Raw genomic sequence first — 16,613 nt, 5'->3', positions numbered from 1 at the left:
GCTGCTCTGCCTGCAAGCCGCCGCCATTACGAAATGGTGTAGGTATTGCGCGCGCCCGGCGTGTATGCATTCTTTGCCAGCTCGAATATCCGTTCGCGATACCGGTCGAATGTAGCGAGAAAGGCGGTCTCTTCGGAGGTCACCTCCTGACTCAGGCGCAAAAGGATACTGTCAGAGACTTGAAATGCGACCTCGCGGGCGTTGTCGTAGCCCCAGAAGCATACGCAGTGCCGCGCCGCGTCGTAGCTGCGGCTGGGATTGGGGAAATTCAGTGCCATGGTGGACTCCTATGATCCAGTGATGGCACGCCGGGCGCTCCTTGACTACAGGCATCCGCACAGCGGTGCCAACCCAGTATGCGCCGGTTTCCCGATCCGAAGCGGGGCTTCGACCACTGCGCGTCTGGACAGCGGGGTAGCCGCTGTAACGTCGCAATGTCGTGTTACGTGCCTTTGGCTCGCCGTAATCAAGCGCAGTATCAATGGTTGGAAAGTGTTCCGTACCGTCTATCAGCTCGTAGGACTGCACGCTCAGGAGACCGTCCCTGACCGGCCGCCCGTCAGTACGCGCAATTGAATAGCGCACCGTATACCCGATGGCAAAGGCGGGCGCGACGGGATCGTACTTTTGCTCCACTTCGATCGAAACCTGATGGTTACCGACAGTGACACGTCGTTGCATGACCGTCCCCCTTTCTGATGGGTTCTAGCTATTCGATCCCAGTACACGAAGAGAGCCACTCGCAGGAGCGTGACGGCCGAAGAGAAGTCTCCACCAGGAAGTGGATGTCCCTGCTCCTACATCTCCAGTCGGGCAAGGGCTGACGAACGAGACATCGACAGCCGCTTTTGCTGTGCGCAGGATTGTGACGTCGTCGTAGTCGCCGGGGGTGTCGATGGTTTCACGGGGCAGACCAGCAGGGTAGATGACAGAAAGGATTTCGTGAATTGCATTTTCGCTGTCGAACGGGCCAAGCCGGCAGATGCACGCCGTCGGGTCAACCTCCGCAAAGTACCAATTGCGGGGGCTGTCCTGATAAATGACGATGACGGTAGTGGGATAATCTGTTGGCATTTTCCTCACCTTTTCAAGAAGGTCGGTATGATACCCGGAAACTCCGGAAGAAATCACTTCAAATCGGCATAGAGGTCCAGTAAAAGCGACTGGCCAGTCACGCAATTAGTCCGGTCCTATTAATCCGGAAGGAAAATAACGGAGTGTCGCCGACGAAAATGGGACGCGGATTTCCTGTGCGTTCAATCGGCAGCGAGCACTGCATCGGATTTATATATAGCTCACACTCGAGCCGGGCGCCGTCCGCCAGCGCACAGTCCGTGCTATTTATTTAATTACACCCAGATCCGGTCAGAAGCTCAGTGCAGGCGGCTCTCCTCGTTGCGCACCACGCCTTCCCTTCTTCTCACCATATTGCTGACCTATATTTCAATAGTGATCTTCTGCCGACCTGCAGTGTTGCCCGCGCCGGGATCAATGTGACGAGTATGTGATCCGTTCTGTTCTGGGAGTTGTGACATGAGCGTCGTTAGCGATCCGAGGCCGCACGGCAGTCCAGCGTCTGAGAACAGTATTGGCGCTTCCAGCCGTCATCTGTGGACTCGATTCTGGGCCATTGCGAAGCCTTACTGGTTCTCCCGGGATAAATGGACGGCAGTTGGCTTGCTTATTCTGTTGATACTGTTGCTGTTGGGGCAAACCGAAACCAATGTACTGTTCAACGAGCAATCCGGGGAATTTACATCGGCATTGGCGGCCAAGGATGCGGATCGTTTCTGGATCTCCATCACAAAGTGCATCTACATTCTGATCCTGGCGGTGCCGATCTATGCATTTTACTATTATGTTAGAAATAAACTCGGCATTCGCTGGAGGCGCTGGCTGACCAACCACTATCTGGACGGATATTTCAAGGACAGAATTTTCTACAAACTCAATTCAGATGCCACGATAGACAATCCGGATCAGCGGATGACGGAGGACATCAATACATTTACGCAGCAGTCTCTATATTTCCTGCTGGTCAGCATGGGTGCACTGCTGCAACTCATTGCGTTCAGCAACGTCCTGTGGTCGATCTCCAGGTCGCTTGTCCTCTTTCTTGTTCTCTACGCCGTCGCTGGCACCTCGATATCGATATATTTCTTCGGGCGAGTCCTGATTGGTCTGAACTTTTATCAGTTAAAGCGGGAGGCGGATTTTCGATTCAGCCTGATCCGAGTTCGCGAGAACGCTGAGTCTATTGCGTTCTATCGGGGTGAAGCCCAGGAGTCTTTTCATGTGCGGGGGCGTTTTGAACAGGCCTTCCGCAACTTCAACAAACTCATCAACTGGCAGCTGAATCTGAATTTTTTTCAGTATGGCTATGGCTTCCTGACCATCATGCTGCCCAGCGCCATTGTCGCTTCGCGCGTCCTTTCGGGCGAGCTCGAAGTCGGTCGCGCCATCCAGGCTGCCGGCGCGTTTGCGGCCATACTGAGCGCATTGGCCGTGCTCGTTGACAACTTTGAAAACCTGAGCCGATTTGTGGCGGGCCTGGATCGACTGGACACATTCTCCATCTCCCTGACCAGGAAGGCGGCAGCCTCCCCGAATGCAGGGGGCACGATCAAAGCCATGCAGGACTCCCGCCTGGCGCTAGCACATGTCACCTTGCAGACGCCGAATCATGAGAGGACGCTGGTCAGGGACTTGACCGTGTCGATCAACCCGGGAGAGGGGCTGCTCATTGTCGGTGCCAGCGGAGGTGGGAAGAGTTCTCTGATGCGCGCGATCGCGGGCTTGTGGAGCTGCGGCACGGGATGCATCATGCGCCCCAAGCCGGACGAAATGTTGTTTTTGCCGCAACACCCTTACATGGTGGTCGGCAGCCTGCGCAACCAGCTGCTGTATCCGAACAACCATGATAGGGAGATATCCGACGAGGAACTCCTGCTGCTGTTGGAGATGGTCAACCTGCCGGATATCGTCGGCAGATTTGGCGGGCTGGACGCGGAGCTGGATTGGGGCAAAGTGTTGTCCGTTGGAGAGCAACAGCGCCTCACGATCGGGCGTGTACTGCTCGCAAAGCCGCGCTATGCCATGCTCGATGAGGCTACCAGCGCCTTGGATATTGGCAACGAGGAAGGTCTGTACTTGCAGTTGGCCGGCATGCCGACGACGCTTGTCAGCGTCAGCCATCGACCCACACTCCTTAAATATCACCACCAGGTTCTGGAGCTGCCCGGGGACGGGAGATGGCAACTGCATCCGACCAGAGACTACCGCTTTGACTGGTAGTGCCTCCCAAGAATCCGCTTCATCCGGCCAGGGCAAGCTGCGACGCGCGGACCCTGTAGACCGTGCCACATGCCGCCTTGCCGCGCCGCCAGTCATCCAATGTGGTGTTGACCGCTACCGTACAGACGTTTCCGTGTCGTGTGTGACAAAGTGACACTACCCCTGCGAAAAGCCATGGGCACCTCGCATGGTATGTCCGCGCGGACAGATTCACATCGCGCCTGCAGTTCATGCAGGGGAATAGTTCAAGGAGCGCATTATGAATAACATCATCTGGCTTGTCGGGGCCGTCGTCATCGTTTTGTTCGTGCTTGGATACTTCGGATTGAGATAGAGCTTTCTGGAGCTCGGACAGATCTCTGAGGCTTATCGACGCCGAAACTGTTGCGAAGGAGCCGGCGATGCACTTCGGCTTGCTTAGTCTCCCCTGGTGGGGTTACCCGCTTGTGACGCTGGGCTTGACCCACGTCACCATCGCGTCGGTCACGATTTTCCTGCACCGTCACCAGGCCCACCGCGCCCTCGATCTGCATCCCATCGCCAGCCATTTCCTGCGCTTCTGGCTGTGGCTGACCACCGGTATGGTGACCAGGGAGTGGGTGGCGATCCATCGCAAGCACCACGCCAAGTGCGAAACCCCGGAAGACCCGCACAGCCCGCAGTTCTACGGCATCTGGCGAGTGCTGTTGGAAGGTGCCGAACTCTATCGCAGTGAGGCCAGGAACGCTGCAACGCTACATAGGTATGGGCACGGCACCCCCGATGACTGGATTGAGCGCAATCTCTATGCGAAGCACGTCGGGCTAGGGATCGGCATCATGCTGGTGACCGACCTGGTGCTGTTCGGCCCGATCGGACTGAGCATCTGGGCCGTGCAGATGCTGTGGGTTCCGTTCTTCGCCGCGGGCGTGATCAACGGCATCGGCCACTACTGGGGCTACTGCACGTACGCGCCAAATGACACTTCCACGAATATCGTGCCGTGGGGCATTCTGATCGGCGGCGAGGAACTGCATAACAACCATCATGCCTACGTCAGCTCAGCCAGGCTGTCCAGCAAGTGGTGGGAAATTGACCTTGGTTGGGTGTACATCCGCTTGCTGGTGGCGCTCCGTCTTGCCAGGGTACACAGGGTGGCGCCAAAGATCCGCTTCAATCCGGCCAGGACAGGCTGCGACGCGCAGACCCTGCAGGCCATCTCCACGCACCGCTACCACGTACTGGCCAAGTTCGCCAGCACCCTGCGGAAAACCGCATTGGGGGAAATCCGCACCCTGCGGGCGCGTGCCCTACCGGGTCTGAATGAGGCCAAGGCGAAGGAAGCGCTCAGGCACTGGCTACAAAGAGAGGCGGGCGCCCTACCGGCGCGTGAGCGCGCAGTCCTGCACCAGGCCCTGCATGCCAGTGCGTTGCTGCGCACCGTCTACGCGATGCGCCAAGACCTCACCGCGTTGTGGAGCCGCTCTGCCATCCCGGAGGAGCAACTGGTCAAGCAGCTGGAAGACTGGTTCCGGCGCTGCGACCAAAGCGGAATCCGTGCGTTGCAGGAGTTTTCCGGGAAGCTCCGCTGCTATGCCTGACTATTGGGAGACATGAAATGACATTGGGAACAATACTATTGATCGTGCTCATCTTACTGCTGATCGGCGCGTTTCCAGCCTGGCCGCACAGCCGGGGGTGGGGCTACGGTCCCAGCGGTGGTCTTGGGCTGGTGCTGGTAATCCTGCTCGTACTGTTGCTGATGGGCAAGATATAGCGCGTTGTGCCGAGGTCGCGCTACTGACGCCGTTCATGAGACAGTGAGATCCACGTTTTCTTTTTTTCAAGCAATAGAGCTTGCATTCGGGGGGCTCTCGACTCGGATCGAACTTCGAGAGGGATTTTCGCATTGTCATTCATCTGGAGGACCTAGCAATGACATACCTAAACCGTCTTTCCGCCTTTTTCCTAACCGTCCTGATGGCTTTTTCCCTAGGGTGCGCATCGACGCCCAAGCAAGAAGGGACTGGAGAGTATGTCGACGACACGGTCCTTACCACGAAAGTAAAGGCGGCAGTTTTCAATGAGCCGACCTTGAAGTCCGCCGAAATCAACGTCGAAACCTTCAAAGGTGTTGTCCAACTGAGCGGATTTGTCAGGTCCCAGGCCGACGCCAACAAGGCAGTCGAGGTTGCACGTGGCGTCAAGGGGGTGAAGTCGGTCAAGAATGACATGCGGATCAAATGACAGTCACTGGCCGCGAGCGATTGCCGGCCTGCGCCTCACGTCCACGGGTGGGCGCGGGCACCGTTGCCACGCGTAAGTGATCACGCGATGGATTCGCCTCAAAAAAATCGACTGATCGCAGGCAAAGTTGAACCAGTTCGTCGCAACCGAACGGGGGGCGTCGCGTGGATCGCGCTACACGGTGAGCTTGGTCGGAAGCGGGTGAGTGGGCCCTACCATGACGCAGTTGGCTGGTCGGACTCCGAGATATTTGCAATTGACGGAGGCAGCCTTGTTCCTTGAGTGGATTCACCGGTGCGGTAGGCTGGCCAGGATTGCGGGATGGCTGGCGATCTCGCTTGCCGTCGCGGGCGGATGCAGCGTGTTGCCGACCATTGTCCCGGATATGAGGAGCCGCCCCGACCAGCCCGTCCAACTCGGGGGCGCGCACGGTCCGCTTTCGGCCCAGCAAAGCAAGGAAATTCTCAGCCGCCTCAAGAGCCACAGCGATGAAACCAATATCTTTGATCGGCATCTGGCGCTCGAGGCGGCCATCGTCGGCAGCCCGTTGGTGGTGGGTAACAAGGTGCTTCTGCTGCAGGACGGTCCAGCCACGTTTCAGGCCATGTTTGCCGCCATCCGCAGTGCGAAAGACCATATCAACATGGAAACCTACATTATCGAAGACGATGCGGTAGGGAATCGCTTTGCCGATGCGCTGATTGAGAAGCGGGCCCAGGGTGTGCAGGTGAATCTCATCTACGATAGCGTGGGGGCGATCAACTCACCGAAGGGATATTTCAAGCGCCTTTCCGACAGCGGCATCAAGGTGCTGGAGTTCAATCCGGTCAACCCACTGTCCGCAAAGAAGGGGTGGGAGGTCAATCAACGCGATCACCGCAAACTATTGATTGTCGATGGTCGGATCGCCTTCCTTGGCGGGATCAATATCAGCAGCGTCTATTCCAGCGGATCCTTCCGGCCCCAATCCAAGCGTCGGCTCGATGGAAGTCCTCCTTGGCGCGATACCCACCTGAAAGTGGAAGGGCCGGTGGTCCGGGAATTTCAGAAGCTGTTTCTGGCAACGTGGGGTAAGCAAAAAGGGGAGCCGCTTGCGCCGAAGAATTATTTTCCACAACTCGGCAATACAGGAACGGAGGTCGTGCGCGCCATCGGCAGTTCGCCTGATGAGCCCTACAGCCTCATCTACGCGACACTGCTCTCGGCAATCGGCAGCGCGGTAACCAGCGTATATTTGACCAACGCATATTTCGTTCCCGACCCGCAGTTGCTAGCCGCGCTCAAGGATGCCGCAGTTCGCGGCGTTGATGTCAAACTCATCCTCCCGAGCAAGACCGATTCGTGGCTGGTGTTCTTCGCCGGACGCTCCTTTTACGACGAGCTGTTGCGCTCCGGCGTAAAGCTCTACGAGCGGCGTGACGTGCTGCTGCATTCGAAGACAGCGGTTATCGACGGTGTCTGGTCCACCATCGGTTCGACCAACCTCGACTGGCGCAGCTTCTTGCACAACGACGAGGTAAACGCCGTCGTCCTGGGGCAGGAGTTCGGGGCGCAAATGCAAGCCATGTTCGAGGTGGATCTCGCCGCGTCCAATCCCATCACGCTTGAACAATGGAACGACCGTTCGATCGGTATGCGTATGAAGGAGATGACCGCGCGCGTGTGGGCTTACTGGTTGTAGATTGCATGACTGGTATGCCCGGAAGATAGGGGCGGCAGCCCCTGGCCGGCACCGATGTGACACCGGGTCTCACGTCGTCATGTGTGCAGGCTATGCTCGGTCTGTGGGAGTTGTCCGACGCGAGTTTCGGAATTTGGATTCTGACGCCAGGCATGCAAGCGATGTAGTCTCTTTGCAGGGCCTTCGCAAAATCGCCGCTGGAAATGCCAGTACGCAACGCTGAGAAGTCCTGCTACTAATAGGGAGTGCGACATGATGACTAAATGGCTATTCGCTGCCTTGTTTGGGATGATGGCTGTCGCGCCGGGAGGGGCTGTACTGGCACTAACCGCGCCTGCCGCGGGTTCGAAGGCAGACTACGACGCCACAGTGAAGCAGGCCGACGCTGACTACAAAGCCGCCAGCGCCAAATGCGGCGGCATGATGGCCAACGCCAAGGACGTTTGCAAGGCGGAGGCCAAGCGCGATCGGGATGTCGCGAAGGCGAACGCCGAAGCTATGCGCGACGGCACCGCCCAGGCCCAGGGAAAGGCGCACAAGGTCAAGGCCGATCGAGACTACGACGTGGCTAAGGAAATGTGCGGCGACAGGAAGGGCAACGCCAAGGACGTTTGTGTGAAGGAAGCCAAGGTTGCCCACGAGAAGGCGATTGGAGCGGTCAAGGTCGAGAAGGCCGCCGACACCGGCACCAGCAAAGATGTCGCCGAGGCTCGCCGCGACGCCAAAAAGGACACCATGGACGCCAAGTACCAAGCCGACAAGGAGAAATGCGATGCCTTGTCCGGCGATGCCAAGGACAAGTGCACGGCCGACGTGAAGGCGAAGTACGGCAAGTGATCGGGCAGGGCTTGCGCCAGCATGCGAGCGCTGTCGCTCCGCGAGCAGCTTGGGCCGACATCATGGTTCGGATGTTGGCCCCTTTGGCTAGAGCACGCCAAGGAGTATGCAGGCGCAACAAGGGATGTGTTCACGGATGCCAGCAGCATCAAGGCGCCGCACGATCCCTATACCGATGGTGGCAAGGCGGGTACGTTCGATTCATACACTGATGGCACGCGGATCGGCAAGGCTGACCCATTTACCGACGGTGCCTATGAAGGGTAACAAGATGCTCCGCCTCGACAACGCGGGTTGAACAACGATTGGCGTGGGCGCTGATTCGTGAAGAGTGTTCTATTAGGATAGCGTGACGGGCTCTGGTCCAAACCGGAGGCTCGGCTTTTTTTACGAGCGCGAGCGCGCAATGGGCAAACTTAGACCCATCGACTGGTTCTCCAGCGGCCGCCACTTTGACCAAGAAATCAGTGTGATGTGCGTGCGTTGGTACCTGCGTTACAAGCTCAGCCTTCGAGACCTCGTTGACATGATGGCCGAGCGAGGTCTGTCGCTTGCACACACGGCGACCACACGCTGCCTCAAGTGCTTCACGGCGGAGTTCGTCACGCGCTGGAATCGGTTTGCGAACTCCGCTGTTCGTTCATGGCGTGTCGACGAGACGTATGTGAAGGTCCGTGACAAGTGAGTCTATCTTTACCGTGCGGTTGACCGAGCAGAAGAGACGGTCGATTTCAGGCTCAGCGCCAAGCGCGATGTCGCTGGCGGCGGGCCTTCTTCGCTACGGTCATCAGGCGTCCAGGGGATGTAGCCGCTTCGCATTCCAATTGCGACACAACTTGCCGACGAGCCCGCGATCCCAATCCAAAAAACCCTCCACATTTTCGGCATGTTAGGTGGGCTAAAAAATAACCGCCCGCAGGCGGTTCTGGCGTTCGTGGTCATCGTGGTCGATGCTGGACCGGCACGATCGGCCAGAGCATTGCCATGATTACTCCCTTGAACGCAGCTTTGAAGGTGTCGGCCTTTGGGAAGCCTTGGAAGACTCTCGCGTATCCAAGGCCGAACCACATGCCCGTTGCGACGGAGACGAGCGAGCTAGGCTCAAGGACGTATCCCAGCAGATGGTTCAGCCCACCGTGGACAACGAATACGGCGATGAGGGCACGAATGTATGGCATGCTCTTCTTCCTGGCAGTTTGGAAAATTCTCGGCAAGCCCGAATGAGGCGTTTTCCTTGTTGCGCAGACGACGCGCCTATGTTTGGCCTTATACATCTCGTAATATCTGCCCAAGTCCTCAAAGGCGAACGTAGTGCGCGAAACGCGTCTGACGCTTTGCAATTGGCCACCGATATTGTCTGTCAAGAATGCTCAAGAAGGGCCGAGCATGAAACATGCATGAAGTTTAGGTAGACAAAGCTACAAAATCGATGTGCATACTCTGGCGCATCGAGGCGTGATGGTGGCGGCCTGCGCCGCCGGCGGTGTGGCTTTTGCGACTCCTTGTATGATCGTGCGGTGGGGACACCGGTGGCGTGGTTCGCAGCGAGACGATGCGGCGTGTCTATCCCGGCGTCCTGCAAGTTGCTGCCTTCATGCCCATGAGCCTCGCGCGTCACGCTAACGCGTGACCCACTGCCACTGGGAGCGCGTGCATGGCGATGCGGCGAAAACGGCGACGAAAAACTGGGCCAGTGGCGACGTGGATGAGTAGTCCGCCGGCGATTTGGGTCGGACCAGTTTGCCCTGGACGGTGCGCACCCTATTTGCCCCGGGGGCAACTGAGCATCAACACCAAAATTCGACCTCTCAGCAGGCCTGGTATCGGCTCATCATTGCTCGGTTCAGCGAGGTGCGCTCGTCATGGCGGGGCGTTCCCACTGGCACTAAAGTGAGCTTAGGTTGCCCATTGAGGGAGTGGTGCGGCCACCGCGACCGCAACACGCCAATGATCTGGTAGTGGCGAGGAAAATCATGATTGAATCAACTGCTCCGAAGGCTCTGGCTTCCGTTGCAGGCAATATCCCCATGAACCGTACGCCGAAGACGGTTCGTTACGCAACATGGCTTGCGGTACTGCTGTGCTCAGGTTATCCATATTCCGCCGCCCTTTCGCAATCGATTCATATACAGATTCTAGGCATTCGAAGCAGCACAGGCATGGTGGCCTGCACTCTCTTTGAATCGCCAGTCGGATTCCCTGCAGACTATCTGCATTCAGCGAGGAATATCATGTCAGTAAGGGTTAAGAATAATCAAGCGCAATGCAATTTTGAAGGAATTCCACCGGGAACGTATGCCATAGCCGTCGCACATGATGAGAATATGAACGGTAAGCTGGATACAAATGCGCTTGTAATTCCTACCGAAGGATATGGTTTTTCGAACGATGCGGTAGGATGGCTCGGCGCACCGCCGTTTTCCGCTGCCAGGTTCTCCTACGTTGGGGGTGATTTGAGTTTGACGATTAGATTGCATTACTGAACACGCTTTTTTGTTAATACATAGCTTCCATGCAAGCGCTTTTGTCGATTACTGCCTTCCAGTCGCCATAAAAAGTTTCGGCCATCCTGATTGACGTCAGGTTAGTCAGATCCAAAGATCCAACTGCCAGGACTGATTACGTCAATTGAATCAAATAATTAGAATTGATTCTTACCTGATATTCACCAGAAAGCGGGCGAGGTCCGCATTCGTGATTCCGCTGAGCACTACTTTTTTATCCACTGACCTTCAGGAGTCTTGACAAAGGATCCGGTCGCCGCCTTCTCTATGGCTTTCTGTCCTGCGAGGATCGCCACTTGCTCCAGGGTGGCGCCGTTCTTCTTGGCAATGGCGTCATACGCCGCGCGGCGCTTCGCATTGATATCCGCGGCAAGTTCCACTGCGTCCGGGGTCGCCTTGACAACACCCAGATAACCATCTGGTTGCTCCCCTACGAGCCCCTGTGACTTGGCATTATCCAGGCCCAATGCCATGGCCAGCGTACTGCAAGCCAGCAGTAGCACCACCATCAATTGTGTCGCCATTTTCATGGTTGGCTCCTAGAACAATGTGCGGTCTTCACTGATGAGTTTATCGACATCCTTTTCTACCTTGAGGCGAATCTCATGATCAATCTTCACATTCAGATTGATGGTGATCGGGTCTTTGGGGGCCTCAAGGGCGATCCGAGGCGTGCAGGCAGCCAGAGGCAGTAAAGCGACAAGTAAGACGGGTTTCATGGCGTGTCCTCCACGTCATCGCTGCGCGAGCCTTCTGCAGGCATCCGGTTCAGTACCCGCCGGGAGATATCATCCCCAATGCGCAAGCTGCGCAATAGCTCGAACACGTTCTCCCGGTGCGTGTAGTTTAGTACGATTGGCAAGCTGCTCTTCTGCGGGTTCTGGCCTTTGATGGTGACCGCGGCGTCCAGCCAGCCGTCCGGTTTCATATTCAGACGCGCCTCGAATTCGTCAATCGCCAGATTGCTCAGGGCATCGAGCGCCAGTTCCACCGCGCGATTGGATTGGCCCATCGCGGTGACCCCGGCAGACGGCAAGACCTTGAGTAACAGGGGGCCCTCGTTGCTCACGCGACCCGACTGCAAGGCCAGGGAGTCCTTCGTCAGTTGTAGCGGCAGATTGCCGCCCACGCGGCCAGCGAGTTGAACGGTCGGGTTCGGGTCGCTTTGCAGCGCGGCTATCTCCGCCAGGTTGATGCGCCCAATGGTCACCGCCTGAAACTGGGAGGACGGCCATTGCAAGGTGGCGGCGTGCATATGGCCTCCCAGCACGTCGGCGGAAACATCGACGGCGTGCCAGGTGGTCAAGTCAGATTGGACCGTCATGCGGATATTGCGCACCAGGGTGCCCACATCCAGTTCGGCGAGCATGATCGGGCCGATGCTTGTGAGCGTTACGCCATTTCTGTGCAGTTCAATATGCGCTGCCCCGTTGCCACCCGTGGCCAGAATGCCTCCCCAGTCCAGCGCCAGCCCGGATACGAATATGTCGCCTTGCAGCCGCCAGTCATCCTGCCACTGCCAGTGGCCTTGGCCATTGAGCATGCCTTGCTTCAAGGTGAAGCCGAGGCTGCGGCTCATGGATGCAGACAGCGGTGTCCTGATCTCCATCATGCCTTTCGCTCCGGTGTTCCTTCCGCGGCCAGCCAGCTCTGCGGTCAGGGTCAGCTCGGATTGCCAGGCCAGCGCACGCAGCGTGGCCCTGCCTTGCTGCCCGGCGACGGCGATTTTCCCGGTGACGGCAGGCAGTGCCCAGCGCGTCGCAACAACGCCCTCCGCCTTGACCTCCAGATTGCCGAATACGCCTTGGGGCCCGACGCGCAGAGGCGTTGTGGCAACCATGGCGACCGGCTTGATCACTGTCGTTCCGACCAGCCCGTCGGCTATCGTTGCGCGACTGCCAGTGCCCAGGTACCACTGCCCGTCCTCGCCAAACCAGGATGCGACGAGCTTCAGGCCCCCGCCCCGTGCATAGAAGGGGAGCCGCGAGTCGCCTTCAACCGTACCTTGCCAGCGCCCTCGCGCAAAGCTGGCGCTGAGCGCCCCCGTGAAAGGGGCGTTGCCATAGTGGCCATTGAACTGCGCGCGCGTGGTCCAGCCCGGCGCCTGGAAGCCGGTCACCGGCACGCGCAGTGCCAGCAACAGATCTGGCCCCCTGACCGTGAGGCTGGCTGATTCCCCCGCCAGCCCGGAGGCTTCGATGCGGCCTTGCCAAGACCCGGTCAGGTCGTATCCGGCGGTTTTGCCTGCCAGGTCAACCCGTCCTTGCCAGTTCCACTTGGCTTGCTGCCAGGCCAACCGGCTGTCGACGGTTCTGACTTCCAGATCGCGATACTGAAGCTCGGCCGAGATTGCGCATTCACCGGCCAATGCCAGTGGCAGTGTCAGGGGCCGAGGCCAGCGCAGCAGAAGCCCCTCGGGGAGTTGTATCGACGCCGGCAACAGTTCCAACTCTTGCCGATTCCAGCGAATAGGCACTCGGCCAGCTAGCGAGGGCCCGGCCAGCGTCAGCATGCCCTGGCCGCGTGCTACGCCGGTGCCCTCGGTATCCAGGGTCAGCACTATGGTGCCTTGCGGGCCTGCCGCTCGCAGGTTCAGGCGCAGGGACTCCACCCCCTCCAGATTGCCGCTGGCCCGTAGCACTTGCCGGGCTTCCAGGCTCCAGTCACCGCCGAGCGTCAACGGTGCCCCCAGTTCGGCATTCAATTGCCATTTTTTGGCGGCGAGGCTGGCCTCGAGCCTCATGTCGGACCGTTGAGACTGGCCGCGATGACCCAGTTGTTGCCCCTGTGCCTGCAAATCGCCGTCCAGTCGGCCGGCTTGCCACAACCCATGGCCCGTGAAGGTCAGCGAGCCCAGGAGCCCGGGCGCGATGTCAGCCGCCTGAATCTGGCCCTGCGCGCTCCAGCGCCCGGAAATGCGGTCATAGGTAGCGGTCGCATTGCTGTGCTGATACTTTCCCCATGCCTGCCAGCGCTGCTCGCGCTGGCGGACGGTGAGTGCTACCGGCGGCAAGCCGGGAATGGAAAGTGCATCGATAAAGAGATAGAATGGCGGCGTCCATGGGGGAGGCAGTGTCTCGCGGCCAGCCTGGCAGTTGGCCAGGCTCACGCTGGCTACGGTGATCGTCACGGGCCGCCAGCCGGTGATTCGCAATCGTTCGCCGCGGGCCTGCACGCAGCCGTTTTGTAGCCTTTGCCAATGCGCCAGTTCCAGCCCGCTCTGCCAACCGAGCCCCTGGACACGTACACCCAGCGCAAATGCCGTGATCACCACGGCCAACAACATCCCCACTGGCAGCAGCGCCAGGATGATCAGCCAGACATCGTTGCGACGCAAGAATGCAAGCGTTGGCGAATATTGCCGGGAGAGGAGCATGTCGCAGCCCGTCTACGTTATTGCGCTGACACTGTGATTCTTCCCTTGCCTTGGCAGAGAGGTTCTATGTTCCCACGTCGCCAGGAAGTGGCTCAGGATCGATCGCATTTTCGGGTCTGAGCGTGGCCAGACATGCGTCAACCATACTCCGAACCGAAGTGGCATAGTGATTGGCGCCAATTGCGCTCTGGAGCGTTTCGCTCCATTGATCCGTGTCACCTCTTGGCCAGAGGCCGACGACGATCGACGCATCCGGGAAGCGCTGCTGCACCCGCCGAACGAGGTAGCGCAAGTGGGACGGGATGCCTTCAATGTTCAAATAAAAAATACACACAATCGTCGGCGCGGCGACCACCATACCTTGCATCCGGGCGCGCGAGGCAGCGTCATGAGGGACAACCCTGCAATCCAGACCGTGCTTGCCGAGGAGCTGGACGAGAATGGTCGACGCCAGTTCGTCAAGCGGGCCCCTTCCCGCGATGCAAAGGACGTGGCCGTCGGCGCTACTCGCGGGTAGCGTTTCGATACCCGGCAATGGGGGGCAGGGCCCTGGCTGGTGCGAATCCTGTTCAGCGATGTACGGTGCCAGCGTAGCCGTGTGGTCATCAGGCCCGCCTGGATTCGGGTCAATGTCGGCAAAGCTGTCCAGACCTTCGACAAGATCGTTCACCGTAGTTTCTATTCGCGCCAGTTGTGCGGCTGTTACCACGCCGCGCAACACGTCGCTGGCCGCAAGCTGCAATCCCTTGATGGCGACCTCATCGTAGTACGAGGAGAGTGACCGGTCGCGCAGCAGAACTTCAGCTTGTTCGAGTACCTCATCCGGATCGCCGGCCAGCGCTCGCTGGTAAAAGTTCTCAATTGGCGTGAGCGTCGGCTGGTCACCCAGCAGCACGTCGAGGATTTCGAGTCCCCCGACATGCCGGCCGAGGACTACCAGGCAGAGCGTCAGCGGGGTGGACAGGATAAGCCCGACCGGGCCCCATATCCAGCTCCAGAAGATTGCGGCAACCACAACGGAAAACGGCGAAATGCCGGTGCTATGGCCATATAGCATTGGCTCTATGATCTGACCGGCCAGTAGTTCGACGATCACGAAAAGCGCCAGTGACCAGATGGCCATCGACCATTCAGGACTGACTGCTGCGGCAAGGGCGGTTGCCAGAACGGCGACAATCCAGATTCCCACATAGGGCACCAGGCGCAACAGTGCGGCCAACATGCCCCACAGCACCGGACTTGGTATGCCAATCAGGAAGAGCCCGGTCCCGATAGCAACGCCCACGCCAGCATTGACAGCAAATTGCGAAAGGAAGTACCGGCTGAGGCGCCGCGCAGCGTCATCCATCGCCGTGGTGGTCCGGTGCAAATCGCCCGACCCGAACAGCCGGATAGCCCGATCCCTGAGGTCATCGCGCTGTAGCAGGATGAAGATGGTCACGATGAATACAATAAAGGCGGTCTCAAGCGGCCTGACGACGGGGGAGAGCACTTGCCGTGCCAGATGAAAGGCACTCGGAGCCGGCTCGATCACCTCGACCGGAAGCGCTGCGGGGGGCTGTGCCTGCGATGAGGCAGAGCGGGGCTCGCGAGCTACTTGTGGCAAATCAACGGTTGCCTGCTGAAGCGCCCTGCCAGCGGTGCCCGCCATACTGCTGAGCTTTCCAATTGTCAGGCGATGCACGGTGTTGATTTTCTGTTCGATGGTGGCCTGATAGCGAGGCATGTCGACGGCAAGCGCCGTTATCTGGGCGACAATCACGCCGCCTAGCAAGACCAATACCGAAACCGAAATTGTCACGGCGACCAGAACCGAGACGATCCGGCCGAGCTTGATACGACAAAGGAAGCTGACCAGTGGCCTTACCAGGACGCTGAGGAAGATCGCGAGCGTGATGGGGATCAGAACGTCTCGCCCAACATAGAGCCCGGCGACAACGGTCACACCGATGGCGAGGCTGACCAGGCCATGCAGGCTGGGAGACTCGGAAAATTTCAGATGCGCCGCTTGCCTCGCGGGGCGCGGTTCAGCCGGTTCAGGCATGATCACGGGCTCGCAGAAAATCTGCCACGCCGCATGTCACCCTGGTCGCCGGCACGCGTCAGGATGATGCGTGCCGGCGACCAGGTCGGGACGGGTCAGGGAGACGATGCGGCTGTGGCCTCGTGGCCCGGTGCGGGTGATAGTCCGCTGCGAAACTGTTCAGGATGCGCTGCGCAAGCCGCGATCAGAGATCCAGTTCCCGCTCGTGCCGGCCTGCCTTCCAGTACGGGGGCGCGCCATAGTACTCGTGGATACTGGTGGCCCATTGCGGATCCGCCATGCTCGGCCAATGGTTTTGATCAAAGCCTGGCGCGGCTTCCAGCCGCTCCTTGTCGATGCCCAGCACAAAGCTCTTGCGCACGGTGTCGAGCGTCAGCGCCGACCAGGGCACGGCGAACAGTTTGGTTCCTACGCCCAGAAAGCCCCCGAATGACAGCACCGCATAGGCGATTTGCCCGCGGGGAACATCCAGCATGATGTGATTGATCTTGCCGAGCTTGTCGCCACCTGGACCGAGAACCAGATTGCCGTCGAGCGTGTCGGCAGCCATGATGACGGGGCCGGGTCCGGAGCTGTCCGGCTCGCTGTTGCCGACGATGGCAGCGCGCGGTTCGCCGCTGCGATGGTCCAATTCATTGACGTTCATGGTGT

General features: G+C 58.9%; 17 protein-coding genes and 1 pseudogene. 10 read left to right on the top strand and 8 right to left on the bottom strand.

Annotated features, from left to right (window positions below):
- Positions 1 to 26: 26 nt before the first annotated feature.
- Positions 27 to 278: a DUF1488 family protein gene (locus ACZ5MJ_RS32700; protein ID WP_464226950.1), complete on the bottom strand. Its 252-nt coding sequence runs from the start codon at positions 276 to 278 to the stop codon at positions 27 to 29.
- 427 nt (positions 279 to 705) lie between these two features.
- Positions 706 to 1,074 (bottom strand): hypothetical protein, encoded by a 369-nt coding sequence (locus ACZ5MJ_RS32695; RefSeq protein WP_464226949.1) that lies wholly within the window; start codon positions 1,072 to 1,074, stop codon positions 706 to 708.
- Between the two features lie 459 nt (positions 1,075 to 1,533).
- On the opposite strand from ACZ5MJ_RS32695, the gene ACZ5MJ_RS32690 reads away from it, so the two are divergent.
- From ACZ5MJ_RS32690 to ACZ5MJ_RS32655, 8 genes and pseudogenes are all read left to right on the top strand, one after another.
- A complete protein-coding gene (locus ACZ5MJ_RS32690; RefSeq protein ID WP_464226948.1) occupies positions 1,534 to 3,294 on the top strand; it encodes an ABC transporter ATP-binding protein/permease in 1,761 nt (586 codons plus the stop codon).
- 401 nt (positions 3,295 to 3,695) lie between these two features.
- Positions 3,696 to 4,874, top strand: a complete 1,179-nt coding sequence (locus ACZ5MJ_RS32685) for a DesA family fatty acid desaturase (RefSeq protein ID WP_464226947.1) — start codon at positions 3,696 to 3,698, stop codon at positions 4,872 to 4,874.
- A gap of 17 nt (positions 4,875 to 4,891) precedes the next feature.
- Positions 4,892 to 5,050, top strand: a complete 159-nt coding sequence (locus ACZ5MJ_RS32680) for a DUF3309 family protein (RefSeq protein ID WP_039008227.1) — start codon at positions 4,892 to 4,894, stop codon at positions 5,048 to 5,050.
- A gap of 158 nt (positions 5,051 to 5,208) precedes the next feature.
- Entirely contained in the window at positions 5,209 to 5,520 is a 312-nt protein-coding gene (locus tag ACZ5MJ_RS32675; RefSeq protein ID WP_414224186.1) for a BON domain-containing protein, read from the top strand.
- 385 nt (positions 5,521 to 5,905) lie between these two features.
- The gene (gene cls / locus ACZ5MJ_RS32670; protein ID WP_464227049.1) at positions 5,906 to 7,201 is read left to right on the top strand and encodes a cardiolipin synthase; all 1,296 of its coding nucleotides are present in this window, start codon (positions 5,906 to 5,908) and stop codon (positions 7,199 to 7,201) included.
- Positions 7,202 to 7,453: 252 nt separating this feature from the next.
- Positions 7,454 to 8,038 carry a hypothetical protein gene (locus tag ACZ5MJ_RS32665; RefSeq protein ID WP_464226945.1) on the top strand — a complete coding sequence of 195 codons (585 nt, stop codon included), beginning with the start codon at positions 7,454 to 7,456 and terminating at the stop codon, positions 8,036 to 8,038.
- A gap of 21 nt (positions 8,039 to 8,059) precedes the next feature.
- Positions 8,060 to 8,305 carry a hypothetical protein gene (locus ACZ5MJ_RS32660; protein ID WP_464226944.1) on the top strand — a complete coding sequence of 82 codons (246 nt, stop codon included), beginning with the start codon at positions 8,060 to 8,062 and terminating at the stop codon, positions 8,303 to 8,305.
- Between the two features lie 205 nt (positions 8,306 to 8,510).
- Positions 8,511 to 8,792: pseudogene (locus tag ACZ5MJ_RS32655) on the top strand (DDE-type integrase/transposase/recombinase); the annotation flags it as partial.
- Positions 8,793 to 8,976: 184 nt separating this feature from the next.
- Here ACZ5MJ_RS32655 and ACZ5MJ_RS32650 read toward each other — a convergent pair.
- Positions 8,977 to 9,216 (bottom strand): hypothetical protein, encoded by a 240-nt coding sequence (locus ACZ5MJ_RS32650; protein ID WP_115215837.1) that lies wholly within the window; start codon positions 9,214 to 9,216, stop codon positions 8,977 to 8,979.
- Between the two features lie 374 nt (positions 9,217 to 9,590).
- Between ACZ5MJ_RS32650 and ACZ5MJ_RS32645 the strand changes: the two genes are divergently transcribed.
- Together ACZ5MJ_RS32645 and ACZ5MJ_RS32640 are read left to right on the top strand one after the other, a co-directional pair.
- Positions 9,591 to 9,668 carry a hypothetical protein gene (locus ACZ5MJ_RS32645; RefSeq protein ID WP_464227048.1) on the top strand — a complete coding sequence of 26 codons (78 nt, stop codon included), beginning with the start codon at positions 9,591 to 9,593 and terminating at the stop codon, positions 9,666 to 9,668.
- A 343-nt stretch (positions 9,669 to 10,011) separates the two neighbouring features.
- Positions 10,012 to 10,521, top strand: a complete 510-nt coding sequence (locus tag ACZ5MJ_RS32640; protein ID WP_464226943.1) for a DUF2141 domain-containing protein — start codon at positions 10,012 to 10,014, stop codon at positions 10,519 to 10,521.
- 227 nt (positions 10,522 to 10,748) lie between these two features.
- On the opposite strand, the gene ACZ5MJ_RS32635 is transcribed toward ACZ5MJ_RS32640, so the two are convergent.
- The 5 genes from ACZ5MJ_RS32635 to ACZ5MJ_RS32615 all read right to left on the bottom strand — a co-directional run bounded on the left by ACZ5MJ_RS32635 (position 10,749) and on the right by ACZ5MJ_RS32615 (position 16,608).
- A complete protein-coding gene (locus ACZ5MJ_RS32635) occupies positions 10,749 to 11,072 on the bottom strand; it encodes a YdbL family probable chaperone protein (RefSeq protein ID WP_464226942.1) in 324 nt (107 codons plus the stop codon).
- A gap of 9 nt (positions 11,073 to 11,081) precedes the next feature.
- Complete coding sequence (locus ACZ5MJ_RS32630) at positions 11,082 to 11,261, bottom strand: YnbE family lipoprotein (protein ID WP_039008218.1); 180 nt, start codon at positions 11,259 to 11,261, stop codon at positions 11,082 to 11,084.
- Positions 11,258 to 13,918 (bottom strand): intermembrane phospholipid transport YdbH family protein, encoded by a 2,661-nt coding sequence (locus ACZ5MJ_RS32625; protein ID WP_464226941.1) that lies wholly within the window; start codon positions 13,916 to 13,918, stop codon positions 11,258 to 11,260. The genes ACZ5MJ_RS32630 and ACZ5MJ_RS32625 overlap by 4 nt, the downstream gene beginning before the upstream one ends.
- 64 nt (positions 13,919 to 13,982) lie before the next feature.
- Entirely contained in the window at positions 13,983 to 15,962 is a 1,980-nt protein-coding gene (locus ACZ5MJ_RS32620) for an AI-2E family transporter (RefSeq protein WP_464227047.1), read from the bottom strand.
- Between the two features lie 184 nt (positions 15,963 to 16,146).
- Complete coding sequence (locus ACZ5MJ_RS32615; protein WP_464226940.1) at positions 16,147 to 16,608, bottom strand: PRC-barrel domain-containing protein; 462 nt, start codon at positions 16,606 to 16,608, stop codon at positions 16,147 to 16,149.
- Positions 16,609 to 16,613: the final 5 nt, after the last annotated feature.

The sequence above is a fragment of the Cupriavidus sp. LA-1 genome (assembly GCF_055385985.1).
This window is presented reverse-complemented; position numbering and strand designations above follow the sequence as displayed.